Origin of the sequence: Archangium violaceum, assembly GCF_016887565.1 — a bacterium.
In the GTDB taxonomy this organism is placed as follows: domain Bacteria; phylum Myxococcota; class Myxococcia; order Myxococcales; family Myxococcaceae; genus Archangium; species Archangium violaceum_B.
On the sequence record NZ_CP069396.1, the window covers coordinates 11,977,305 to 12,001,250 of the forward strand.

Annotated in this window: 13 protein-coding genes; 10 read left to right on the top strand and 3 right to left on the bottom strand. The window is 68.9% G+C overall.

What is annotated here, in order from left to right:
• Window positions 1-42: 42 nt before the first annotated feature.
• The gene (locus tag JRI60_RS47795) at window positions 43-1,002 is read right to left on the bottom strand and encodes a hypothetical protein (protein ID WP_204222752.1); all 960 of its coding nucleotides are present in this window, start codon (window positions 1,000-1,002) and stop codon (window positions 43-45) included.
• A 204-nt stretch (window positions 1,003-1,206) separates the two neighbouring features.
• Here JRI60_RS47795 and JRI60_RS47800 point away from each other — a divergent pair, with 204 nt between their 5' ends.
• From JRI60_RS47800 to JRI60_RS47825, 6 genes are all read left to right on the top strand, one after another.
• The gene (locus JRI60_RS47800; protein WP_204222753.1) at window positions 1,207-2,910 is read left to right on the top strand and encodes a carbohydrate binding domain-containing protein; all 1,704 of its coding nucleotides are present in this window, start codon (window positions 1,207-1,209) and stop codon (window positions 2,908-2,910) included.
• Window positions 2,911-2,968: 58 nt separating this feature from the next.
• Window positions 2,969-4,198, top strand: coding sequence for a cytochrome P450 (locus JRI60_RS47805; protein ID WP_204222754.1), 1,230 nt, complete (start codon window positions 2,969-2,971; stop codon window positions 4,196-4,198).
• A gap of 342 nt (window positions 4,199-4,540) precedes the next feature.
• A complete protein-coding gene (locus JRI60_RS47810) occupies window positions 4,541-6,148 on the top strand; it encodes an ATP-binding cassette domain-containing protein (protein ID WP_204222755.1) in 1,608 nt (535 codons plus the stop codon).
• Window positions 6,149-6,161: 13 nt separating this feature from the next.
• Window positions 6,162-6,788: an ABC transporter permease gene (locus tag JRI60_RS47815; protein WP_204229498.1), complete on the top strand. Its 627-nt coding sequence runs from the start codon at window positions 6,162-6,164 to the stop codon at window positions 6,786-6,788.
• Window positions 6,789-6,849: 61 nt separating this feature from the next.
• On the top strand, window positions 6,850-7,854 hold the full coding sequence (locus tag JRI60_RS47820; RefSeq protein ID WP_204222756.1) for an ABC transporter substrate-binding protein: 1,005 nt from the start codon (window positions 6,850-6,852) through the stop codon (window positions 7,852-7,854).
• A gap of 177 nt (window positions 7,855-8,031) precedes the next feature.
• Window positions 8,032-8,493: a hypothetical protein gene (locus JRI60_RS47825; protein ID WP_204222757.1), complete on the top strand. Its 462-nt coding sequence runs from the start codon at window positions 8,032-8,034 to the stop codon at window positions 8,491-8,493.
• A gap of 86 nt (window positions 8,494-8,579) precedes the next feature.
• Here JRI60_RS47825 and JRI60_RS47830 read toward each other — a convergent pair whose 3' ends face one another.
• Window positions 8,580-8,888: a hypothetical protein gene (locus JRI60_RS47830; RefSeq protein WP_204222758.1), complete on the bottom strand. Its 309-nt coding sequence runs from the start codon at window positions 8,886-8,888 to the stop codon at window positions 8,580-8,582.
• Between the two features lie 103 nt (window positions 8,889-8,991).
• Window positions 8,992-10,239: a cytochrome P450 gene (locus tag JRI60_RS47835; protein WP_204222759.1), complete on the bottom strand. Its 1,248-nt coding sequence runs from the start codon at window positions 10,237-10,239 to the stop codon at window positions 8,992-8,994.
• A 294-nt stretch (window positions 10,240-10,533) separates the two neighbouring features.
• Between JRI60_RS47835 and JRI60_RS47840 the strand changes: the two genes are divergently transcribed.
• The 4 genes from JRI60_RS47840 to JRI60_RS47855 all read left to right on the top strand — a co-directional run bounded on the left by JRI60_RS47840 (window position 10,534) and on the right by JRI60_RS47855 (window position 23,863).
• Window positions 10,534-10,686 (top strand): hypothetical protein, encoded by a 153-nt coding sequence (locus JRI60_RS47840; protein WP_204222760.1) that lies wholly within the window; start codon window positions 10,534-10,536, stop codon window positions 10,684-10,686.
• Window positions 10,687-10,772: 86 nt separating this feature from the next.
• Window positions 10,773-11,975 (top strand): lanthionine synthetase C family protein, encoded by a 1,203-nt coding sequence (locus tag JRI60_RS47845; RefSeq protein ID WP_204222761.1) that lies wholly within the window; start codon window positions 10,773-10,775, stop codon window positions 11,973-11,975.
• 10 nt (window positions 11,976-11,985) lie between these two features.
• Entirely contained in the window at window positions 11,986-15,204 is a 3,219-nt protein-coding gene (locus JRI60_RS47850; protein WP_239470153.1) for a lantibiotic dehydratase, read from the top strand.
• A gap of 469 nt (window positions 15,205-15,673) precedes the next feature.
• Window positions 15,674-23,863, top strand: coding sequence for a CARDB domain-containing protein (locus tag JRI60_RS47855; protein WP_204222763.1), 8,190 nt, complete (start codon window positions 15,674-15,676; stop codon window positions 23,861-23,863).
• The last annotated feature ends 83 nt before the right edge of the window (window positions 23,864-23,946 follow it).

Consider the following 23,946-nt stretch of genomic DNA (forward strand, 5'->3'; position numbering starts at 1 on the left):
GGGGAGGTCGCCTGCACGCACCTCCCCCGGGGGACGGACGGCCTAGTCGTTGAAACGGCCGGCGCGCGCCTCCTCGAAGGGCACCCGGTGCTTCATGTACGTGCCCTGGAAGTTGTGGTTGGCCGCGAGGTTGAGGCCGCCGTCGCCGAAGCGGTGCACCACCGCGCCCTTGCCCGCGTCCTTCAGGAAGCCCGCCGGATCGAAGCTGCCACCCAGGCCCGTGAGCGTGGGCACCGCGTCCCGGTTGTTCACGTAGTGCACGTAGTTGGGCCCGTCCGGGTACTTCGTCGAGGCCGCCCCGAAGGTCTCCACGTTCAGCTTGCTCATCAGCTTCTGCGTGTCCGCCTTGGACAACCCATCTTCGATGCGCAGCCTGCGCTCCACGTCGAAGAGCGCCCGCGCCGTGATGAGGCCTCCCTGGCTGTAGCCCATCAGGTGCACGTCCCGGCCCGCCTTCAGCTCCGAGTAGACCGTGTCCGCCAGCGTGTCCACCGCCGGGTTGCGGCCCTTGTCCAGCTTGTCCTTCACGCACTGGGCCAGGTCCGAGATGACACCCTCGGTGGAGTTGTGGATGCCAATGGCCTTGGCGTTCGCCTTGTCGGCGATGGCCTGGAGGTCGCTGGACTGCGACTCCTTGGGCGTCAGGATGCCGTTGACGTAGATGATGGTCTTCGCCGGGTTGGGGTTGTCGCGCGGCGTGACGCCCGGAATCTGGCTCAGCGGCGTGCCCGGCGGGAACGTCTGCCCGTTGGCCCCCACGAACTGGCCGTCATGCACCTTGTCCGACGGCTTGCTCCCGCCGCCCAGCAGGTTCGCCGTCTGGCGCGCCGGAGCCGACTCGAAGGCATCCGCCCCCTGCTTGGCCACCTTGGCGTTCGGGGCCACCGTGTTCTTCACGGTGTTGGCCGCCGTGCCGGCGGGCTGCTGCGTCTTGTCGAGGCTCGGGCGCGTTCCCTGCGTCACCTGGGGCAGGGTCTTGCGGTTGCGGTCGATGAGGCTCATGGGGGGCTCCTGCTTTTCGGCGAAAGTACCTTTCCTCCATTGTCCCATGGAGCGGTGCGGAAGTTGCGTACCCCCCACATTTTTCCCGGGCGGGTGAGGGCCCACCCACTGTCTCGTGGAAAACATGGAATACGGTTAAAACACTTTTACTGCGACAACCCTCCATGACATAGGGGCGGCCCTTCATCCAGGAGGGATGGCTTCATGAACGTCATACGCCGGTTGCTCGGGATGGCCTTCGTCGCGATGAGCGTCATGGCCCAGGAGGCCCACGCGGGCCGACTTCCGGAGTCGCTCACCGTCTCCAACAAACAGCTGCTGCTCGCGGGCAAGCCCTTCGTCGCGCGCGGGGTCAACTACCAGCCCGTGCCCAGGACGGGGCCCAACAACTGGCCCGATGACTGGACCATGGACACAGGCGTCGTCATCAACGACTTCATCAAGATGAAGGAGATGGGCGTCAATACCCTGCGCGTCTACGTGAAGTACGACCGGCTGTTCCAGAACTGGAACGAGCAGAACGATCCCTCCCTCGACATGTCCCGGGTGGACCCGGCGGTCCTCGCCCGCTACCGCACCGTCATGGCCGAGGCGGACAAGCAGGGCATCTACGTCATCATGAACTACTGGCTGCCCGACGGCGTGGACCTCCGCCCGGGCCAGCAGGTGAAGTTCAACAAGGACGCGCGGACCCGCCACAAGCTCCAGTTCCGCAACATCATCGACGTCTTCAAGAACCGGAACGACTTCCCGATGGTCCTCATGTGGGCCTTCGGCAACGAGAACAACTTCGACGGCAAGCGGGGACCGCTCACCCCCGCGGAGCTCTTCAGCTTCTACCAGGAAGCGGTGAGCGAGGCGAAGAGCCAGGCGGATGCCTCGCACCCCTATACCGTGGTGCTGGGAGACAACCCCGCGCTCGACATCCACAACACCAGTCTGCTCAATCGCGCGCCCGCCGTGGATGTCTGGTCCCTCAACATCTACAACACCGAGCAGGGCTTCAAGAACATCATCCAGGGCTACCCGCTCAACAAGCCGCTGCTGTTCACGGAGTTCGGCTACGACGCCTGCGACAACACCGTGGGCTGTGACCACGGCACGTGGGATGGCCAGGGCTTCGCGCAGGCCCAGCAGAACCAGGCCAACTTCTACAAGAACCGCTGGGAGAACACGATGCTGCCCAACCTGAGCGCCACCACCTCGCGCGCGCTGCTCGGGGGCGTGGTCTTCGAGTGGAACGACGAGTGGTGGAAGTCCGCTGGGGATTGGAGCGTCCACAACGATGGAGGCTTCAACAACGGGAACCTCGGGCCCGACTACTTCATGAACGAGGAATGGTTCGGGCTCTCCACGGCGCTCGAAGGCGGAGTGACCAGTGGACGCTACTACCGCTCCGCGTTCCAGGAGCTGAAGCGGATGTGGACCGCCCCGATCACGCCTCCTCCCACCGGCACGGTCCAGGTCGTCAACCCGAGCTTCGATCGGGAGGGCGGGACGCAGCAGCCCTCCGGGTGGAGCACCTGGTCTCCCAATGGCTCGGAGGACGCGGACTTCACCGAGACCCATGGCGGGCGGCAGGCGAACAACCTCCACGGCACGCACTACAAGACCGTGCCCTACCATGTCTTCACCTACCAGACCCTCTCCGGACTGGCGAACGGCACCTATACGCTGCGTGCCTGGGTCTACTCCTCGGGTGGACAGACGCGCGCGGAGATGCATGCCAAGGACTACGACGGCACGGGCAACATCATCCGTCTGCCCGTCGCGAAGACGTCCGCCTGGACCCAGGTCTCCATCCCCAACATCCAGGTCACCGCCGGACAGCTCACCCTCGGCTTCCTGTCCGAGTCGCCGGCCTACTCCGCATTCTACTTCGACGATGTCGAGGTGTTCCGCCAGTAGCGCCCAGGGGCGCCAGGCCGGGAGAGCGAGGTGACGTCACCTCGCCTATGCTCCCGTCATGCCCACCCCCAGTCGCGACCTCAACCCGGTCAGCCCCGAGAATCTCGCCAACAGAGTTCCTCTCTACAATGAGTTACGGCAGACCGACCCCGTGCATTGGTCGGACGCGATGCAGGCCTGGGTCATCACCCGCTACGACGACATGATGGCGGGCTGCCGGGATCCTCGCCTGACGGGGGACCGCTCCAAGTTCTACGAGCGCCAGGTCCAGGCGCTGGGCCCCGCGGCCATCGAGGGGTTCATGCGCTTCGCGCGCCTGCAGATGACCACGCTGGATGGGCCGGAGCACGTGCGCGTGCGCCGTCCCGCCCAGACGGCCTTCACGGCGCAGGCGCTCGAGATCTGGCGTCCCGCCATCCGCCGCATCACGGAGGAGCTCCTGGCTCCGCTGCTCCCGTCGGGACGGATGGACCTGGTGGCGGACTTCTCCCATCTGCTGCCCCCGATCGTCATCGCCGAGATCCTCGGCGTGCCTCCCGCCGACCATCAGCGCTTCCGTGAATGGTCCGTGGCCCTGGGCGAGTTCTCCTCCCCCGCGCCCGGCAAGGACATGCGGGAGGTGGCGGAACGGGCCAATGTGGCGACAGCGGAGCTCGGCAATTTCCTCCTCACGGCCTCCGAGCAGCGCCGCCGCTGTCCCGGCAAGGATGCCCTCAGCCACATGATCCTCGCCGGGGATGAGGGAAAGATCACCCCGGAGGAGATGCTGGCCAACGCCACCACCGTGCTCGTGGCCGGGCACCTGACCACCACCGATCAGATCAGCAATAGCATCTACGATCTGCTGACACACCCCGAGCAACTGCGGCTGTTGCGCGAGAATCCCCGTCTGATGACGTCGGCCGTGGAGGAGATGCTGCGCTTCAGCCCGGCGGTGACCACCGTCTTCCGAGTGGCCTCCGAGACCTTCCAGCTGCGCGGCCGGACCATTCGCGAAGGAGATCTCGTGTGCTTCTTCGCGGGCGCCGCCAATCGGGACCCGGAGCACTTCCCCGACCCGGACCGCTTCGACATCACCCGCGACTTCTCCCAGCAGAGAATCATGACCTTCAGCTTCGGGCCCCACCAATGCCTGGGCGCCAGCCTGGCCCGCATGGAGCTGGAGATCGCCATCGAGCTGCTTATCCAGCACATGCCCGGGTTGCGTCTGGACCCGGAGCAGCCCCCCCGGCGCAAGAGCGGCAATCTGCTCTTCCATGGTTTCGAGCGGATGCCCCTCCAGTGGTGACGTGACGACCCTCACCCCAGCCCTCTCCCAGAGGGAGAGGGAGCACCCCCTCGGGCTCTCATGTGTTGACTCGACATCACACAGAGAAGGGTTTCAGCGACCGGGCGAGCATTCGCCCCTCCCCCAGGTAGGGGACGGGCCCTCTTCTGGCCGCCTGTCGCACCTTGGCTGTTGAGGGTCTCATCCCCACCTTCATCGAGCCTCACCCGTCCCACGCTTCAGCTTCACTTCACGGACGGAAGGAGAGCGACGATGGAACGCAGCCCACCGACCAGCTTGCAGGCGATGGACGCTGCTCTCTCAGCCGAGTCCGACGCGTCCGTCCCTCCCCGCTCCCTCTCTTTGAGACAGTTCATTCTCCGACTCAGGGAAGCCTCCCGCCGCGGAGGTCCCGAGGCCATCGAGCAGCTGCTCCGGGATGGCAGCCTGCACCGGCGCGCCGTCGAGTCCTTCGCGCTCCTGAGGGATGGGAGGTACACGCGCACGCTCGTCTACCGGGATGAGGACCTCGAGGTCCTGGTGCTGGGCTGGGGCCGCGATGCGCGGGCCCCCATCCACGGGCACGACGGCCAGGAGTGTTTCCTGATGACCGTGGCCGGCGAGCTGGAGGTCGCCGACTACCGCCTGGTGGCGGGCGGCCAGGAGCCCGGCTACGCGCTCGTCGAGCGCATGGGCCCACGCCGCACGCTGCTGCCCGGCGCCATGGACCACCGCAGCCCCCAGCAGGAGCTGCACTCGGTGCGCACGGGCGCTCGCAGCGGCTTCGCCATCTCCCTGCACATCTACTCGCGCCCCATCGACTCCTGCCTCATCTATGACCCGCGCCGTTCCAGTTGCGAGCTGCGCCAACTCCATTACGACCGTGTGATGCGCCTCGCCGACCCGCCCACCCCGACCTCCTCCCCGCGCGCCTCGTCCAAGCCCCGCCCGGGACGCTTCGCCCGTGTCTGGCGTGCCCTCTTCCGTCGCGTGCAGGAGGTGAAGGAGACGGTCAAGGAGACCCTCGTTCCCGCCCGCGTGGCCGAGGACTCGGCGAAGATCGCCATCAAGCGCGTGGAACACCGCTACGCCAACAAGGTGGTGGCGCTCCGGGACGTCAACCTCAACATCCGCTCCGGTGAGTTCGTCTGTCTCCTGGGGCCCTCGGGCTGCGGCAAGTCCACCCTGCTGTACGCCCTGGCGGGCCACATCGCCCCCACTGGCGGACAGGTGCGCATCGATGGCAGGCCCATCATCGGCCCGGGGCCGGAACGGCTCCTCATGTTCCAGGATGCGGCCCTCTTCCCCTGGCTCACCGTGCGGCAGAACATCGAGTTCGTGCTCGCCGCCCGCGGCCTCTCCAAGAAGGAGCGGACCGAGCGCGCCAACCGCTACATCCACTACGTCCAGCTCACCGGCTTCGAAGACACGCTGCCCCATGAGCTGTCGGGCGGCATGAAGATGCGCACCGCGCTCGCCCGCGCGCTGGCGGTGGACTCGCCCGTGCTCCTCATGGACGAGCCCTTCGGCTCGCTCGACGCGCAGACGCGCCTGCACATGCACGAGCTGCTGCAGCGCGTGTGGATGGAGACGCACAAGACGATCGTCTTCGTCACCCATGACGTCACCGAGGCGCTGATGCTGGCCAACCGGGTGGTGGTGATGGCGCCCCGGCCCGGCCGCATCGTGAGGGACCTCGAGGTGCGGCTGCCCATGCCGCGAGGCCCCGATGACGTGGAGCTGGTGGGAATGGCGCGGCAGATCCGCGTGATGCTCCACGAGAGCGAATCCATGGGCGAGGCCGGGCCAGGAGCCCGGACGGAACGAGGGACGCACCATGAAGGCCGTGAAGGCGTGGCACCTGAGCCAGAAGCTGCTGTTCCTCGCCGGACTCCTGGGAGTCTGGGCGCTGCTGGCCCGGTTCGGCCCGTGGCCACACCACCTCTTCCCGGGCCCGAAGGCAGTCACTGAGAGCCTCGTCGCCATGGCGCTCGATGGCCGGCTGTGGGACGGCATCTCGCGCTCCATGGGACGGCTCGCGCAGGGCTACGCCATCTCCGTGCTCATCGGCGTGCCGCTCGGCATCCTCATGGGACGCGTGCGCACCTTGAGGCGCGCGCTGCGGCCGCTGGTGGTGGGCCTGCAGGCGCTGCCCTCCATCTGCTGGCTGCCCCTGGCCCTGCTGTGGTTCGGCCTCACCGAGACGTCCATCATCTTCGTGGTGGTGATGGGCTCGGTGCTCGCCATCGCCATCGCCGTGGAGGATGGCGTGATGAACGTGGACCCGCTGCTCTTGCGCGTGTCCTCCACGTACGGCATCCGCGGGGCGCGCTTCTATGGAGGTGTGCTGCTGCCCGCGGCGCTGCCGGGCATCGTCACCGGGCTCAAGCTGGGGTGGAGCTTCGCCTGGAGGGCCCTCATGGCCGGCGAGCTGCTGTACGTGTCCGGAGGCCTCGGCCAGCTGCTCACCATGGGCCGCGAGCTGATGGAGATTCCCCAGGTGATGGCGGTGATGGTGTGCATCATCCTCGTGGGCACCCTCATCGACCGCGTCCTCTTCCAGTCGGTGGAGACGCGCGTGCGCCGCCGCTGGGGACTGGCCGCTACCTGACAGAGTCCTCGTACCCAGGTCCATGTGCGGCGAGCCCCGACCCGCACCACCCTCGCCCTATATGCGTATCGGATTCCTCGTCGCGAGTCTCACCGTCCTCTGTCTGTCCGTCGCTGGCTGCAAGAAGGAGCCGTCGAAAGAAGAAGCGGCGAAGCAGGCCGCCGCACAGCCGCTCCGGGTGGGCTTCTTCCCCAACATCACCCATGCCCAGGCACTGGTGGGCAACGGCTCGGGCGCGTTCAAGCAGGCCGTGCCCAACATCGAGCTGAAGATGTTCAACGCCGGACCGGCGGCCATGGAGGCGCTCACCTCCGGTTCGCTCGAGGCCTCGTACGTGGGCACGGGGCCGGCCATCAACACCTTCCTCAAGGCGGGGCGCGAGCTGCGCATCATCGCGGTGGCGGTGGACGGCGGCGCGGTGCTGGTGACGAAGACGGCGCGCTCCCCCGCGGAGCTCAAGGGCAAGACGCTGGCCAGCCCGCAGCTGGGCAACACCCAGGACATCGCGCTGCGGCACTGGCTGGGCCAGCAGGGGCTGAAGGTGGGGCAGGACGTCACCGTCACCCCGCTGTCCAACCCGGACATCCTCGGCCTCTTCCTCAACGGTAAAATCGAAGGCGCCTGGGTGCCCGAGCCCTGGGGCGCGCGCATGGTCGCCGAGGGCGGTGGTCACATCCTCGTGGACGAGCGCGACCTGTGGCCCGACAAGCGCTTCCACACCACCGTGCTCGTCACCACGCGCAAGGCGCTGGAGGAGCGGCGCGAGCAGCTCAAGCAACTGCTGCGCGCCCACGTGGCCCTCACCCAGCAGTGGCAGCAACAGCCCGACGCCTTCGTCTCGCGCGTCAACGAGGCCTTCGGCAAGGTGACCGGGCATCCCATCTCCGAACCCATCCTGAAGGACTCCTTCAGCCGCCTGGATCCCGCGCTGGAGGCGATGCCCGCTCAGCTCGAGCAGGCAGCCAGACACGCACAGCAGCTCGGCTTCATCCCGAGCTCGGACCTGTCGGGCCTGGTGGACACCTCGCTCCTGCGCGAGGTGATGGCGCCGGACGCGAAGCCCTAGTCAGCGACAAGGAAGGCACTTGTCCGACGGGTAGGTGGGCATCCGAGCATCGCCCCGGGTGAGACGGCACCTCATGGGGCCCGATGACCCGGGACGCGCACGGGGGGCTCCTCGACACGTGGATGATCGCGACATGGCCTCGGGCTTGCTCCACATCCGCCCGAGGAGTCTCCGTTCATGTCGCATGGCACCTACATCCACTTCGATGACTCGCGATGGCCCCTGCTCATCGTCCAGTACGCGGGCACTCCGACGAACGAGCAGTTCGCGGAGTCACTCGCGCGAAGGTCGAGCTACCTCGACCGGGGACCGCATGTCACCGTGCTCGACCTGAGCGGAGCGCCGAACCCCGGCCCTCCCGAGCAGCGCCACATGCAGGTGGATTGGCTCAAGCGGAACGAGGCGCGGCTGAGAGACCAGTCGCTGGGCGTGGCCTTCGTCACCGACTCCGCCGTGATGAAGCTGCTTCTGAGCATCATCCAGCACCTCAAGCCCATGCCCACCCCCTATGTCACCTTCAAGCACCTCTCCGAGGCGGTGACGTGGGCCGCGGAGTGTCTCGAGCGCGCCGGGCGCACCACCGAGGCCCGGCACGCCCGCGAACACGTGGGCCCGCTCGCCGGCAGACGCTCCGCCTGAGCGCCTCCGTCGTGCTCCACGGAGCCCATGCCCGGGGAACGGATACCCTCACCCCGTCCCTCTCCCAGAGGGAGAGGGGTGGGGGCTCAGCGCAGCTTCGGCGGGACCCGGTAGATCTCCTCCACGTCCTCGTGGTTGAAGAGCCCCATCGCCTCCCGCTGCACGATCAGCGTCCACTTCCGGTACTCGGCGTCGCGCCGCTTCTCCTCGTACTCGGCCAGCCGCTTGTCCCTCGCCGGGCTCGGCGCCATCGCGCGCACCTGCTCCCCCAGTTGTTTCAGCTCCGTGAGCTGGCGATCCAACCGGTGCCCCAGCGCCTTCAGACTGTTGGCCGCCTCCGCCTTCAGGGCGACTTCAATGGCGAGCGCTCCACCTATGGGTGCCTTGCCCGACATATGTCTCCACCTCGTTCCGTGACTCCAGAACGAAGGATATGGGACCCCTCGTCCGAGAGCTTGAACGGACGCGACACGCGATGCGCCGCTCTAATGGATGACACTACGCCGTGGCGCGCACCGGCCCGGTGGCCTCCGCCCGCAGCCGCAGCGCCTTGGGGCCTCGGATGGAGAAGTGGTTGGTGATCTCCACCCGCTCGCGCTGGCCGGGTGCGAAGGAGAACCGGCGCCCCGGCTCGAGCAGCTCCTCCAGCGCCACCTTCGCCTCCAGCCGAGCCAGCGGCGCTCCCAGGCAGAAGTGGATGCCGTGGCCGAAGGAGACCATGCCCTGGGCATTGCGCGTCACGTCGAAGCGCTCCGGGTCCGTGTACTTCCGCGGGTCGCGGTTGGCGGACCCCAGCAGCGTCATGACGTTCGAGCCCGCGGGGATGCGGGTGCCGGCGATCTCCACGTCCTGGAGGACGTACCGGGAGACCGCCTGCACGGGCGAGTCGTACCGCAGCATCTCCTCCACCGCGTTCGGAATCAGCGCCGGCTCCGCGGTGAGCCGCTCCAGTTGCTCGGGGTTCGACAGCAGCGCGCGCATGCCGTTGCCCAGCAGGTTGGTGGTGGTCTCGTTGCCCGCCACCAGCAGCAGCCGGCAGAAGTCGACCACGGTCTCCGCCGTGAGCACGCCCTCCTTCTCACCGTTCTCCAGCAGCGCGCTGATGAGGTCGTCCCGCGGCTCCTTCCGGCGCGCGGCGATCACCCCCTCCAGGTAGTCCCGCATCTCCCGGATTCCCGGCTCCACGAGGGCCGGGTCTCCCCCGTTGAGCAGCACCGTGGTGGAGGCGACGGTGTCGTCGGACCAGCGCTTGAAGTCGAGCCTCCGCGCCGGCTCCACCCCGAGCATCTCCGCGATGACGATGATGGGCAGCGGCTCGGCCAGCTCCTTCATCAGGTCGAACTCGCCCGACTCCGGCAGCTGGGAGATCAGCTCCCGGGACAGCCGCCGGATGAACGGCTCCATGTCCGCGACGCGGCGGGGCGTGAAGGCCCGGCTGACCAGATTGCGCAGCCGCGTGTGGATCGGCGGATCCGCGGTGAGCATGCTCCCCCTGCGCAGCGTGCCCACGAGGACCGGAGCCACCGTCTCGGCCGCGGCGTACTGCTCCTCGCGCACCAGCGACCGCTTGGACGAGAAGAGGGCCGGGCTCTTCGTGACGAAGAGGACGTCCTCGAAGCGGCTGACGAGGTGGACCCGGAGCTGCTCGTTCCAATAGACGGGCGCCGTCTCCCGGAGCACCTCGTAATAGGGATAGGGATTGGCCCGGACCGTGGGCGAGAACGGATTGAAGTCGCTGGCTTGCACTGCGTGCTCCTTCTACGAACCTCGGGTGAGCCCCCTTCTGAGGCCAGACTCACGGCATGAGGCAAACCTCATTGGCTGAATATAGATTCAGCCAATGGGCAGGGCAACGCGAAGAACCTGCTCGTGGGTGAAAAGAGGTATGACGGGTTGTGCGACCCAGCCAGACACACACCGGCCACTTCGGACGCACACCGCCTCCGGCCAATACAAGCTACACGGACTTAACACGAATTCTTTGACTGTACTGGCCTTTACTGTAGTCTCACTTTCCAAGTACTTCCCTGGAGGTCCGCCATGAACCCGCTACAGACGCAGACCCAGAAGAAGCTCGTGCTGAACAAGGAGACCCTGCGCAACCTCCAGGGCTCCGAGGCGAAGGCCAAGAAGGACGAGCGGGTGATGAACTCCGACCTGTACACCCGCACCTGCACGCGCGCCTGCGACTGAGGCGGCACCGGTCGTTCCCGTGAGAGGCCGGGGTGGAACCCTCCCCGAGTGGCGCCCCCGACCTCCCCACGAAGGGCCTGGCCCGGATGAGTCCCCCGACGACACGCTGGCGCCCCCTGCTGGTGGGTGACACGGCCGCGCGGGCCTGGGCCGCCATCGACTCCATCGCCGGGCAACTGCGCGCGCTGCCCTCCGGGCACCCGCGGGATGCGTCCCTGGCCAACGGCCACGCGGGACAGGCCCTCTTCTTCTCCCTCCTCGACACGCGGCGCCCGGGACAGGGCCACGCGGCCCACGCGGCGGCGCTGCTCGACGCGGCCACCACCGCCGTCGCGGAGACGCCCATGGAGCCCTCGCTCTACGAGGGCTTCACCGGAGTGGCCTGGGCCCTCGAGCACCTGGGGCCACGAGGCGAGGACGTGAGCGTCGACCTCGATGCGGCGCTGCTGGAGCTGCTCGGCCAGTCGCCCTGGAGCGGCGCGTACGACCTGGTGGAGGGACTGGTGGGGCTGGGCGTATACGCGCTGGAGCGGCTGGCGCGGCCCTCGGGAGCCCCGCTGCTGGAGCGCGTGGTGGAGCGGCTGGGCGAGCTGGCGCGGCCCCTCGGGCCGGGGCTGACGTGGTGGACGTCGCCCGAGTGGATGCGGCCGGGACTGCGCGCCCACCACCCGGAGGGCTGGTTCAACCTGGGCGTGGCGCATGGCGTGCCCGGCGTGGTGGGGGTGCTGGGAGCGGCCTGCGCGCACGGCGTGGCGGTGGCGAGCGCCCGTCCCCTGCTGGAGGGCGCGGTGCGCTGGCTGCTCGCGCAGGAGGAGCCCGGCGACGCGGGCGGCTTCCCTTCCTGGATGGAGCCGGGCGGTGGACGGGGGCCGGTGGCGCGCACGGCGTGGTGCTATGGCGATCCGGGAGTGGCCGCGGTGCTGCTCTCGGTGGCGAGGGCCCTGGACGTGCCGGAGTGGGAGGCGCGCGCGCTGACCATCGCGAGGCGGGCGGCGGCGCGCGTGCCGGAGCGGACGCGGGTGGCGGACGCGGGCCTGTGCCACGGCGCCGCGGGACTGGGGCACCTGCTCCACCGGGTGGCCCACACCACGGGTGACGAGGCCCTGGCCGGAGCCGCGCGGGCGTGGTTCGAACGTGCGTTGGAGCTGCGACGGCCCGTGAACGAGGACGGCCCGGGGCTGCTGACGGGCGTGACGGGGACGGGGCTCGCCCTGCTGGCGGCGGTGGGCGGAGAGGAGCCCGGGTGGGACAAGGTGCTGCTCGCCTCGCTGCCCGGCCCTCCGGCGTAGCATGGAGGACATGGGAGAACGACCAGGCGTGCGGCCCGCGGGATTCTTCGTGCTGCGCACGCCGCTGCTGCCCCATGACGTGCTGAGGGAGTGGAGCACGGGCGCCGGGGATTCCGGAGCGCCCGGTGGGGATGACGCGACCCTGGAGGCGGCACTCGCGACGGACCGGCGGCGCACGCGCGAGCGGCTGCGCGAGGTGGTGACGCGGCCCGAGGTGCGCGAGGCCCTCTTCCTGGCCTCGCCCTCGCTGGAGGAGAGCCTCGGGACATGGTGGGAGGCGCCCGAGAGCGAGCGCGGACAGAAGGTGGAGCGGACCCTGGTGCGCTACCTGTCGCGCATGGCGGGGAGGGCCACGCCCTTCGGACTCTTCGCGGGCTGCACGATGGGCGAGCTGGGTGCCCGGACACGCCTGGTGCTGGGCCCGCTGGAGGAAGCGCGGCGGCACACCCGGCTGGACATGGACTACCTCTTCTCCCTCACCGAGACGCTGGCCTCGCGGCCGGAGTGGCGGAGGGGGCTGCGCTTCCGGCCCAACTCCAGCCTGTACCGGGTGGCGGGAAGGCTGCGGTACGCGGAGGCGCGGCGGGAGGGCCAGGCGCGCGACTACCACCTGGTGGCGGTGGAGCCGACGCTCTACCTGGAGGCCACGCTGGCTCGCGCCGCGCGGGGAGCGAGCCTGGAGGAGCTGACGGCCGCGCTGTGCGAGGCGGACGCCGAGGTGCCACGAGAGGAGGCCGAGGCCTACGTGGAAGCACTGGCGGACGCGCAGCTCCTGGTGCCGGAGCTGTCGCCAACCGTCACCGGGCCGGAGCCCATCCACGAGGTGCTGACCCAGCTGCGCCAGCTTCCCGGAGGTGAGCCCCTGGTGGAGCGGCTGGAGCAGGCGCGCGCGACGCTGGAGTCCCTGGATGGACAGGGCCTGGGCGTGCACCCGAGGCGCTACCGCGAGGTGGCGGAGCGGCTGGAGGCGCTGCCGGCCCGGCCCGCGCTGCCGCGCCTCTTCCAGGTGGACCTGGTGAGGCCGGCATCGGAGGCGGTGCTGGGCGAGGCGGTGGTGAAGGAGGTGGTGCGCGGGGTGGAGCTGCTGCGGCGGCTGGTGCCCGCCCGAGGCGGTGGAGAGGCCCTGCGACGCTTCCGCGACGCCTTCCTGGCGCGCTACGAGGGCCAGGAGGTGCCGCTGGTGGAGGCGCTGGACGAGGAGTCGGGCCTCGGTTTCGGCGGCATCTCGGATGAAGCGGAGCCGCTGTTGCGCGGGCTCGCCTTCCCCGGACGGGCACAGGAGAAACACTGGAGCGAGCGGCACGCGCACCTGCTGCGGCGCTGGGAGGAGACGCTCCGGGCGGGAAGGCGCGAGCTGGCGCTGACGGAGGAGGACGAGCGGGCGCTCGCGGTGGAGTCACCGCTGCCGCTGCCGGACGCCTTCGAGGTGCTGGCCGCGGTGGCGGCCCCCTCGGAGGAGGCACTCGCCGAGGGCCACTTCCGCCTGCACCTCGCGAGCGTGGGAGGCCCTCCGGGTGCACGGCTGCTGGGGCGCTTCTGCCACGCGGACGCGAAGTTGGAGGAAGCGATACGCAAGCACCTGCGGGAGGAGGAGGCGCTGCGCCCGGGCGTGTGCTTCGCCGAGGTGGTGCACCTGCCGGAGGGGCGGGTGGGCAACGTGCTGCTGCGCCCGGTGCTGCGCGACCACGAGATCGCGTACCTGGGGCGCTCGGGGGCACCGCGGGAGCGCCAGGTGCCGATGACGGACCTGCGGGTGTCGGTGGTGGGGAATCGGGTGGTGCTGCGCTCGGAGCGGCTGGGCTGCGAAGTGCTGCCGAGACTGACGACGGCGCACCACTATGGAGGAAGGAGCCTGGGGCTGTACCGCTTCCTGTGCTCACTGCAGGGACAAGGCGTGGCGGGGAGCCTGGGGTGGGAGTGGGGACCCCTGGAGGAGGCGGCCTTCCTGCCCCGGGTGACGGCGGGCCGGCTGGTGCTGTCGCTGGCGCGCTGGCGGGTGGAGCCGGCGGAGGTGGAACGGCTGGAGGGGCTGAGCGGGGTGGCCCGGCACCGCGAGGTACGGCGGTGGCGCGAGCGGCGGGGGATTCCGCGGCACGTGGGGCTGTCGGAGGGAGACAACGTGCTCCCGCTGGACCTGGAGGGAGAGCTCTGGGTGGACACCTTCCTGCAACTCGCGAAGGGGCACGAGACGGTGACGCTGGTGGAGCCCTTCCCCGGCGGGCACGAGCTGTGCGTGCGAGGTCCCGAGGGCCGGTACGTGCACGAGCTGGTGCTGCCCTTCACGCGGGCCCGCCCGGAGACACCGCGAGCGCGAGCCCCCCAGGACTCCCGCCCGGCGGAGCCGGCGCGGATACGGAGACGCTTCACGCCAGGCTCCGAGTGGCTGTACGCGAAGCTGTACGGAGGGAGCGCCTCGGCGGATCGGGTGCTGCGCGAGGCGGTGGGGCCGCTCGTGCGGGAGGCGATGGGCGCGGGAATGGCGGACGGGTGGTTCTTCATCCGCTACGACGACCCGGAGCCACACCTGCGGGTGCGCCTGCATGGAGACGCGAGGCGGCTGACGGGAGAGGTGCTGCCAGCGTTGGAAGCGCGGATGGAGCCGCTGCTGGAGGAGGGGCTGCTGTGGCGGGTGCAGCTCGACACGTACGAGCGGGAGGTGGAGCGCTACGGCGGGGGTGAAGGTGTACGGCTGGCCGAGCGGCTCTTCCACGCGGACAGCGAGGCGGTGCTGTCCATCCTGGAGGGGCTGAGCGGGGATGAGGGAGCCGAGACGCGCTGGCTGCTGGCGCTGAAGGGCGTGACGCTGCTGCTGGAGGACCTGGGGCTGGAGGCGGAGACGAGGCACGGGGTGCTGTCGCGGGCGCGCGAGGCCCTGGGACGCGAGATGCGGGTGGAGGCGGACTTCACGCACCAGCTCGGAGCGAGGTACCGGCAGGAGCGGGCACGCGTCGAGGCGGTGCTGCGCGGAAGCGGGACGGAGGACGGGCCCTTGTCGGCGGGGCTGGCGGCACTGGAGAAGCGCTCACGGGTGCTCGAGCCCATCACGGCGGAGCTGCGCGGATGCGCCATGGAGGGCCGGTTGGGAGTGCCGCTGGAGGAGCTGGCCTGGAGCTTCCTGCACATGCACGCGAACCGGCTGCTGCGCTCCTCGGCCCGGAGACAGGAATTGGTGCTCTACGACTTCCTGCTGCGCCACCTCGAGTCCATGAAGGCCCGGCGGAGGACCTGAAGGTCCGCTCGTCGACCTGGGGCGGGTGAAACTGCCCGTGAATATAGCGCCTGCCTCCTCGTCAGTGGCCGCGTCCATTATTCGATACAGGAGGGGTCGTAGTACGCGGCACACCCCGCGCGTGGGCACGTTTGTCATTGTCGGCCCTGGTCAGAGCGCGAATCGCGAGAAGCCACATCCGCATGAGATTCATGCGTCTCCCTCCCGTGCTCCAGGTCTTCAATTGAGGACCCGAGGAAAAGCCGCCGGACCGTGGGGGCGCTCGAAGAATGGGTAGGGCCGAAGCCTCGACCCATTGCGTCACGCACCAGGAGAGCGTCATGAGCAGTCATTGCCAACATGTCAGGGTCTCTGGCGTTCCGACGTCGGAGCGCCGTATTCATCCCACGTTCCCGCGCCATCGCGCCTTCCCGCCTCACGTGGGAGCCGGGTGCTATAGCCCGAATCCTCACCTCCTCTTGGAGCACACATGACAACCACACGAGGTCCATCCTGGTGCCGTCACGGCATGTGGATGACGGTCCTGCTGGCGGCGACTGGCTGCGGCGGACAAGCCCCTGGTAGCGAAACCGGGCTCCTGGGGAAGCTGCGGAGCGCATTGAGTGACAACGCGCCGGATCTGCGGGTGTCCGCGGTCCACGGGCCGAGCAGCGCCGTACCCGGCCTGCCCTTTTCCGTGGATGTCACCGTGTGCAACGAGGGCACCGAGACCGCCGACATCAACACCGACGTGTTCCTGTCCGAGGACGCGCTCATCCAGCCCTCCGACATGCTGCTCGCGTCCCGTCCGGTGAACCTCAAGCCCGGACAGTGCTCCACGCTCGACATGAACGTGGACATGGGCGTGAGCCAGGCGGGGAGCTACCACCTCGGTGCCATCACCGACTCCTTCGACTACGTGTCCGAGCTCAACGAGGACAACAACTCGCTCGTGGGGAACACCCTCACCGTCGACGCGAAGCCGGACCTCGTCCTCACCGCCGTCACGGGGCCCTCCCGGCGCTCTCCCTACACGCCCGACGCCCCCGTCTTCTTCACCGTCTGCAACCAGGGCCTGCCCAGTTCCAACACGAACGTGGACCTCTTCCTGTCCACGGATACGACCATCAGCCGGAACGATGATCTCTTCTTCGCCAACGTCTGGGTGGACGCACTCGCCGCGGGCGAGTGCAGGACGCAGAGCGTCCCCACCCACACTCCCCCCGAGGGCATCTTCTACCTGGGTGGCATCGTCGACCCCTTCGACTCCCTGCCGGAGATCCTCGAGGACAACAACGTCCTCGTCGGCCACCGCATGGCCATAGGCTATGGGCCGGATCTCGTCATCACCTCGGTGCAAGCGCCCGCCAGCGCGCGGCCCGGTGAGCCCCTCGGCATCAGCGCCACCGTCTGCAACCAGGGCTTCCAGCCCAGCTACTTCTCCGAGCTCGCGGTGCGCCTGTCCGACGACGCCACCGTCACCCCGGACGACCCCATGCTCGGCTTCGCCCCCGTGGGCGACCTCGACTCCGGCATGTGCGCCACCGTTTCCGTGACGGGTCCCGCCACGCCGCCCTCCGGCACCTGGTACCTGGGCACCTTCGCCGATGCCTCCCAGTTCGTCCTGGAGCTGGACGAGGCCAACAACGCCTCCGCCCCTCGCGCCATCACCTTCGGCTCCGACTCGGACCTGACCGTGTCCCTGAAGGCTCCCGCCCTCGCGCCGCCCGGAGGGTCCTTCCGCTACACCGCCACCGTCTGCAACCAGGGCACCTCTCTCGGCGAGCCGACGACCCTCGACATCCTCCTCTCCTCGGATCCCACCTTCTCCGACGACGACCTGTTGCTCGGCGGCGCTCAGGTGCCGCAGCTCGCCGCGGGGGAGTGCACGGAGCTCTCCCAGGAGATTCCCTCGTACGCCCCGCCGTCCAGCTACTTCCTCGGCGCCCGCGTGGATGGCTCCCACGGCGTGCCCGAGCTGCGCGAGGACAACAACCTCTCCAGCCCCTCCCCCTTCGTCATCGGCCAGGGAGTCGACCTCATCGTCACCTCCGTGCGCGCTCCCGCCAGCGCCCTGCCGGGCAACCCCTTCGAGGCCACCATCACCGTGTGCAACCAGGGCTCCGACCTCAGCCCCGGCGCCATGCTGGCCCTGAAGCTGGCTCCTCTCGACGTGGCCACTCCCGTGGACCTCCCCGCTGGTACCGCCTTCGTGGGCGGCCTGGCCCCGGGTGCCTGCGAGAACGTCACCGCGAGCGTTCTCCCCGACATGCCCATGCCCCTGAGCGGTGCCTGGAAGCTGCTGGCCCTCGCTGACTCCGACCACTCGGTCCCCGAGCTCATCGAGTCCAACAACTCCGCCTCCAGCAACCGCATCGGCATCAGCTACTCCGCTGACTTCGTCATCACCTCCGTCAGCGGTCCCACCCGCCTGTCCCCCTACAGCTCTCCGGACACGGTTGCCTTCGTCACCGTCTGCAACCAGGGCACCAGCAGCCAGGGTGCTCAAGCCGAGCTGTACTTCTCGCAGGATGCCTTCATCACCCTCGATGACATGATGGCCGGCAACGAGCCCGTGGGCTACCTCGACCCCGGCCAGTGCCGCACCACCAGCGTGCGCATCCACGCGCCTTCCGAGGGCACCTTCTACCTGGGCGCTCGCATCCCTCCCTTGCCCCAGGAGCTGTTCCTGGATGACAACGTCGCCATCGGCAACCTCGTGGCCATTGGCAACAAGGCCGACCTCGTCGTCACCTCGGTGCAGGCTCCCACCAGCGTCAGGCCCGGCGAGCTCGTCAGTGCCACCGCCACCGTCTGCAACCAGGGCTTCGCTCCCAGCTACTTCTCCCAGGTCGCGGTGTATCTCTCCCAGGACTCCACGGTGGACCCCACGCAGGACATGCCCATTGGCTTCGCGCCCGTGGGTCACATCGACATGGGCCAGTGCGCCTCCGCGACCGTGACGGGTACTGCCTTTCCGGCCGGTACCCACTTCCTCATCGCTTCCGCGGATGACTCCAACCAGGTTCCCGAGCTGTACGAGGACAACAACACCTCCGCTCCTCGTGCCCTGTCCCTCGGCTCCGGCTCGGACCTGACCGTGTCCCTGCAAGCGCCCGCCGTTGCTCGGCCCGGTGAGCCTCTCAACCTCACCGCCACCGTCTGCAACCAGGGCAATGCGCTCAGCGCTCCGTCGCACGTCGACTTCCTCTTCTCCACGGACGCCACGCTCTCTCAGCAGGACGTCTTCCTGGGCGGCATCCCGGTGGATCTACTCGCCCCGGGTGCCTGCGCGACCCTCTCTCAGCAGGTCCCGGTCCCGCCCGAGAACGGCTTCCTCGGCGCCATCGTCGACGGGCCCAACGTCCTGCCCGAGCTGCGCGAGGACAACAACACCTCCGCTGCTTCCGCTCTCGTCACTGGCTTCGGTCCCGACCTCACCGTTACCTCGGTGAAGGCTCCTCCCAGCACCATGCCCGGCAACCCCTTCGAGGCCACCGTCACCGTGTGCAACCAGGGCTCCGACTTCAGCCCCGGCTCCATGCTCGCCCTGAAGCTGGCTCCTCTCGACGTGGCCACTCCCGTGGAGCTCCCCGCTGGCACCTCCTTTGTGGACGGCCTGGCTCCGGGTACCTGCGAGAACGTCACCACGAGCGTCCTGCCCGACATGCCCATGCCCCTGAGCGGTGCCTGGAAGCTGTTGGCCCTCGCTGACTCCGACCACCTCGTCTCCGAGCTCATCGAGTCCAACAACTCCGCCTCCAGCAACCGCATCGGCATCAGCTACTCCGCTGACTTCGTCATCACCTCCGTCAGCGGTCCCACCCGCCTGTCCCCCTACGGCTCTCCGGACACGGTTGCCTTCGTCACCGTCTGCAACCAGGGCACGAGCAGCGCGGGAGCCGACCTCGAGCTGTACTTCTCGCAGGACGTCTCCATCACCCGCGATGACATGATGGCCGGCAACGAGCCCGCGGGCTACCTCGACCCCGGCCAGTGCCGCACCGCCAGCGTGCGCATCCACGCGCCTTCCGAGGGCACCTTTTACCTGGGCGCCCGCGTCCGTCCCGCCCCACAGGAGCTGTTCCTGGATGACAACGTCGCCACGGGCAACCTCGTGGCCATCGGTAACAAGGCCGACCTCGTCGTCACCTCGGTACAAGCCCCTACCAGCGTTCAGCCAGGCGAGCAGATCAGCGCCACCGCCACCGTCTGCAACCAGGGCTTCGCTCCCAGCTACTTCTCCCAGGTCGCGGTGTATCTCTCCCAGGACGCCACGGTGGACCCCACGCAGGACCTCCTCATAGACGTGGCCCCCGTGGGTGACATCGACATGGGCCAGTGCGCCTCCACGACCGTGACGGGTACCGCCTACGTTCCGGCCGGTACCTACTTCCTCGTCGCTTCCGCGGATGAGTCCGACCAGGTTCCCGAGCTGTATGAGGACAACAACACCTCCGCTCCTCGTGCCCTGTCCATCGGCTCCGGCTCGGACCTGACCGTGTCCCTGCAGGCCCCCGCCGTCGCGCGGCCCGGCGAGCCCCTCAGCCTCACCGCCACCGTCTGCAACCAGGGCAATGCGCTCAGCGCTCCGTCGCACGTCGACTTCCTCTTCTCCACGGACGCCACGCTCTCTCAGCAGGACGTCTTCCTGGGTGGCATCCCGGTGGATCAACTCGCCCCGGGTGCCTGCGCGACCCTCTCTCAGCAGGTCCCGGTCCCGCCCGAGAATGGCTTCCTCGGCGCCATCGTCGACGGGCCCAACGTCCTGCCCGAGCTGCGCGAGGACAACAACACCTCCGCTGCTTCCGCTCTCGTCACCGGCTTCGGTCCCGACCTCACCGTTACCTCGGTGAAGGCTCCTCCCAGCACCATGCCCGGCAACCCCTTCGAGGCCACCGTCACCGTGTGCAACCAGGGCTCCGACTTCAGCCCCGGCTCCATGCTCGCCCTGAAGCTGGCTCCTCTCGACGTGGCTACTCCCGTGGAGCTCCCCGCTGGCACCTCCTTCGTGGGCGGCCTGGCCCCGGGTGCCTGCGAGAACGTCACCGCGAGCGTTCTCCCCGACATGCCCATGCCCCTGAGCGGTGCCTGGAAGCTGCTGGCCCTCGCTGACTCCGACCACTCGGTCCCCGAGCTCATCGAGTCCAACAACTCCGCTTCCAGCAGCCGCATCGGCATCAGCTACTCGGCTGACTTCGTCATCACCTCCGTCAGCGGCCCCACTCGGCTGTCTCCCTACAGCTCTCCGGACACGGTTGCCTTCGTCACCGTCTGCAACCAGGGGGCTGCGAGCGCGGGGGCCGACCTCGAGCTGTACTTCTCGCAGGACGCCTCCATCACCCGCGATGACATGATGGCCGGCAACGAGCCCGCGGGCTACCTCGACCCCGGCCAGTGCCGCACCACCAGCGTGCGCATCCACGCGCCTTCCGAGGGCACCTTCTACCTGGGCGCCCGCGTCCGTCCCGCCCCACAGGAGCTGTTCCTGGATGACAACGTCGCCACGGGCAACCTCGTGGCCATCGGCAACAAGGCCGACCTCGTCGTCACCTCGGTGCAGGCCCCCTCCAGTGTGCGGCCCGGCGATCCTCTCAGTCTCACCGCCACCGTCTGCAACCAGGGCTTCGAACTCAGCTACTACTCCCAGGTCGCGGTGTATCTCTCCCAGGACGCCACGGTGGACCCCACGCAGGACCTCCTCATAGACGTGGCCCCCGTGGGTGACATCGACATGGGCCAGTGCGCCTCCACGACCGTGACGGGTACCGCCTACGTTCCGGCCGGTACCTACTTCCTCGTCGCTTCCGCGGATGAGTCCGACCAGGTTCCCGAGCTGTATGAGGACAACAACACCTCCGCTCCTCGTGCCCTGTCCATCGGCTCCGGCTCGGACCTGACCGTGTCCCTGCAGGCCCCCGCCGTCGCGCGGCCCGGCGAGCCCCTCAGCCTCACCGCCACCGTCTGCAACCAGGGCAATGCGCTCAGCGCTCCGTCGCACGTCGACTTCCTCTTCTCCACGGACGCCACGCTCTCTCAGCAGGACGTCTTCCTGGGTGGCATCCCGGTGGATCAACTCGCCCCGGGTGCCTGCGCGACCCTCTCTCAGCAGGTCCCGGTCCCGCCCGAGAATGGCTTCCTCGGCGCCATCGTCGACGGGCCCAACGTCCTGCCCGAGCTGCGCGAGGACAACAACACCTCCGCTGCTTCCGCTCTCGTCACCGGCTTCGGTCCCGACCTCACCGTTACCTCGGTGAAGGCTCCTCCCAGCACCATGCCCGGCAACCCCTTCGAGGCCACCGTCACCGTGTGCAACCAGGGCTCCGACTTCAGCCCCGGCTCCATGCTCGCCCTGAAGCTGGCTCCTCTCGACGTGGCTACTCCCGTGGAGCTCCCCGCTGGCACCTCCTTCGTGGGCGGCCTGGCCCCGGGTGCCTGCGAGAACGTCACCGCGAGCGTTCTCCCCGACATGCCCATGCCCCTGAGCGGTGCCTGGAAGCTGCTGGCCCTCGCTGACTCCGACCACTCGGTCCCCGAGCTCATCGAGTCCAACAACTCCGCCTCCAGCAGCCGCATCGGCATCAGCTACTCCGCTGACTTCGTCATCACCTCCGTCAGCGGCCCCACTCGGCTGTCTCCCTACGGCTCTCCGGACACGGTTGCCTTCGTCACCGTCTGCAACCAGGGCACGAGCAGCGCGGGGGCCGACGCCGAGCTGTTCCTCTCACAGGCTGACTCCACCTCCGGCGATGACATGCCCATTGGGTACGACCCCGTGGGCGACCTCGACCCCGGCCAGTGCCGAACCGCCAGCGTGCACATCGGTGGCATGCCCTCCGAAGGTACCTTCTACCTGGGCGCCCACGTCCGTCCCGCCCCGCAGGAGCTGTTCCTGGATGACAACGCCGTCATCGGCCACCGCGTGACCATCGGCTCCAGGCCCGACCTCGTCGTCACCTCGGTGCAGGCCCCCGCCAGCGTGCAGCCCGGCGCCCCGCTCGATGCCTCGGCCACCGTGTGCAACCAGGGCACCACGCCCAGCTACTACTCCAACGTCGAGGTGCTCCTGTCCCCGGATACCGACGTGAACAAGCACGAGGACTTCCGCGCGGGCGTCATCCCCGTCGGCATGCTCGAGGCGAGCCAGTGCACCACGGTCCGACTGACGGACTCGGTCCCGCTTCCCTCGGGCACCTGGTACCTGGCCGCGCTCGCCGATGCCTCCGAATATGAGCCGGAGCTGGACGAGGACAACAACCTCTCCGACCTCGGTGTCCTGGTGGTGGGTCTGGGCGCGGACCTCACCGTGTCCGTCGACACGCCCACCAGCGCCCGGCCTGGCATGAACTTCGACGTCCTCGCCACCGTGTGCAACCAGGGCACCGCGCCCTCTCAGCACTCCCACGTCGACGTCGTGCTGTCCTCGGATGAGACCCTCACCCAGTCGGACTTCCTCCTCGGTGGGGCGCCGGTGGAGCCGCTCGCCCCGGGGGCGTGCACCTCGCTCTCCGTGACGACCTCCGCCTCGCAGCCCGAGGGCATCTGGTTCCTCGGCGCCATCGTCGACGGGCCCAACGCCCAGCCCGAGCTGCGCGAGGACAACAACGCCTCCACGGCCTCTGTCTTCGGCCTCGGCCAGGGACCCGACCTCGTCGTCACCTCGGTGCAGGCGCCCACCGCGAGCCACCCGGACACCACCTTCCCGGCCACGCTCGAGGTGTGCAACCACGGCACCGCGCCCAGCCCCTCCACCCAGGTGGAGCTGAAGCTGGCCGCGCAGGGCCTGGGCTCTCCGGTGGAGCTGCCCGCGGGCACCGCCCCCGTGGGGCCCCTGGCACCGGGTGCCTGTGAGAACGTCGCCGCGAACGTCGCCGCCGCCGTGCCCATGGGGACCTGGAAGCTCCTCGCGCTCGTGGACGCCCAACACTTCGTCCCCGAGCTCGTCGAGTCCAACAACTCGGCGTCCAGCCAGCGCATCGGCATCGGCTACGCGCCCGACTTCGTCATCACCTCCGTCGAAGCCCCGGCGCTCATCTCGCCGTGGGAGGGCGCCACCGTCCACATCACCGTCTGCAACCAGGGCTCCGACTCCGGCGCGGGCGCTCCCGACATCGGGGTGATGCTCTCGCAGGACGCCTCCATCACGCGCAACGACATGCACCTCATGAGCGTTCCCGTGAACGACCTGCCGCCCGGCGAGTGCCGGACGGTGGACGCGGCCATCGACTCGACGCCCGAGGGCACCTTCCACCTGGGAGCCATCCTCACCGTCTGGATGCCCGAGCTCTTCCGGGACAACAACACCGCCGTCGGCCCTCGCGTGGTCATCGGCGCCAGGCCGGAGCTCGTCGTCACCTCGGTGCAGGCTCCCACCAGCGTCCAGGGAGGCGGGGTCTTCACGAGCGCCGTCAACGTCTGCAACCAGGGCTTCGACTTCAGCAACCCCACGAACGTGGAGGTGCGGCTGGCGGGCCAGGAGCCCGAGAGCCTGCTCGTGGGCAACGCGATCGTGCCCGAGCTCGAGCCGGGTCACTGCCAGACGGTCTCCGTGGAGTCCCAAGCCAACGTCCCTCCGGCGGCGTACACGCTGGAGGCCGTGGTGGATCCCCACAACCAGGTGTGGGAGCTGCTGGAGGACAACAACCGTGGGACGGGTCACACCGTCACGGTGACGAACTAGTCCGGTATCACGCTCCCCGGCGCCCACACCGCCGGGGAGCGGTTGGATCTTCCCCTCGTCCGAGGGCCGGACGGTATCGTCCG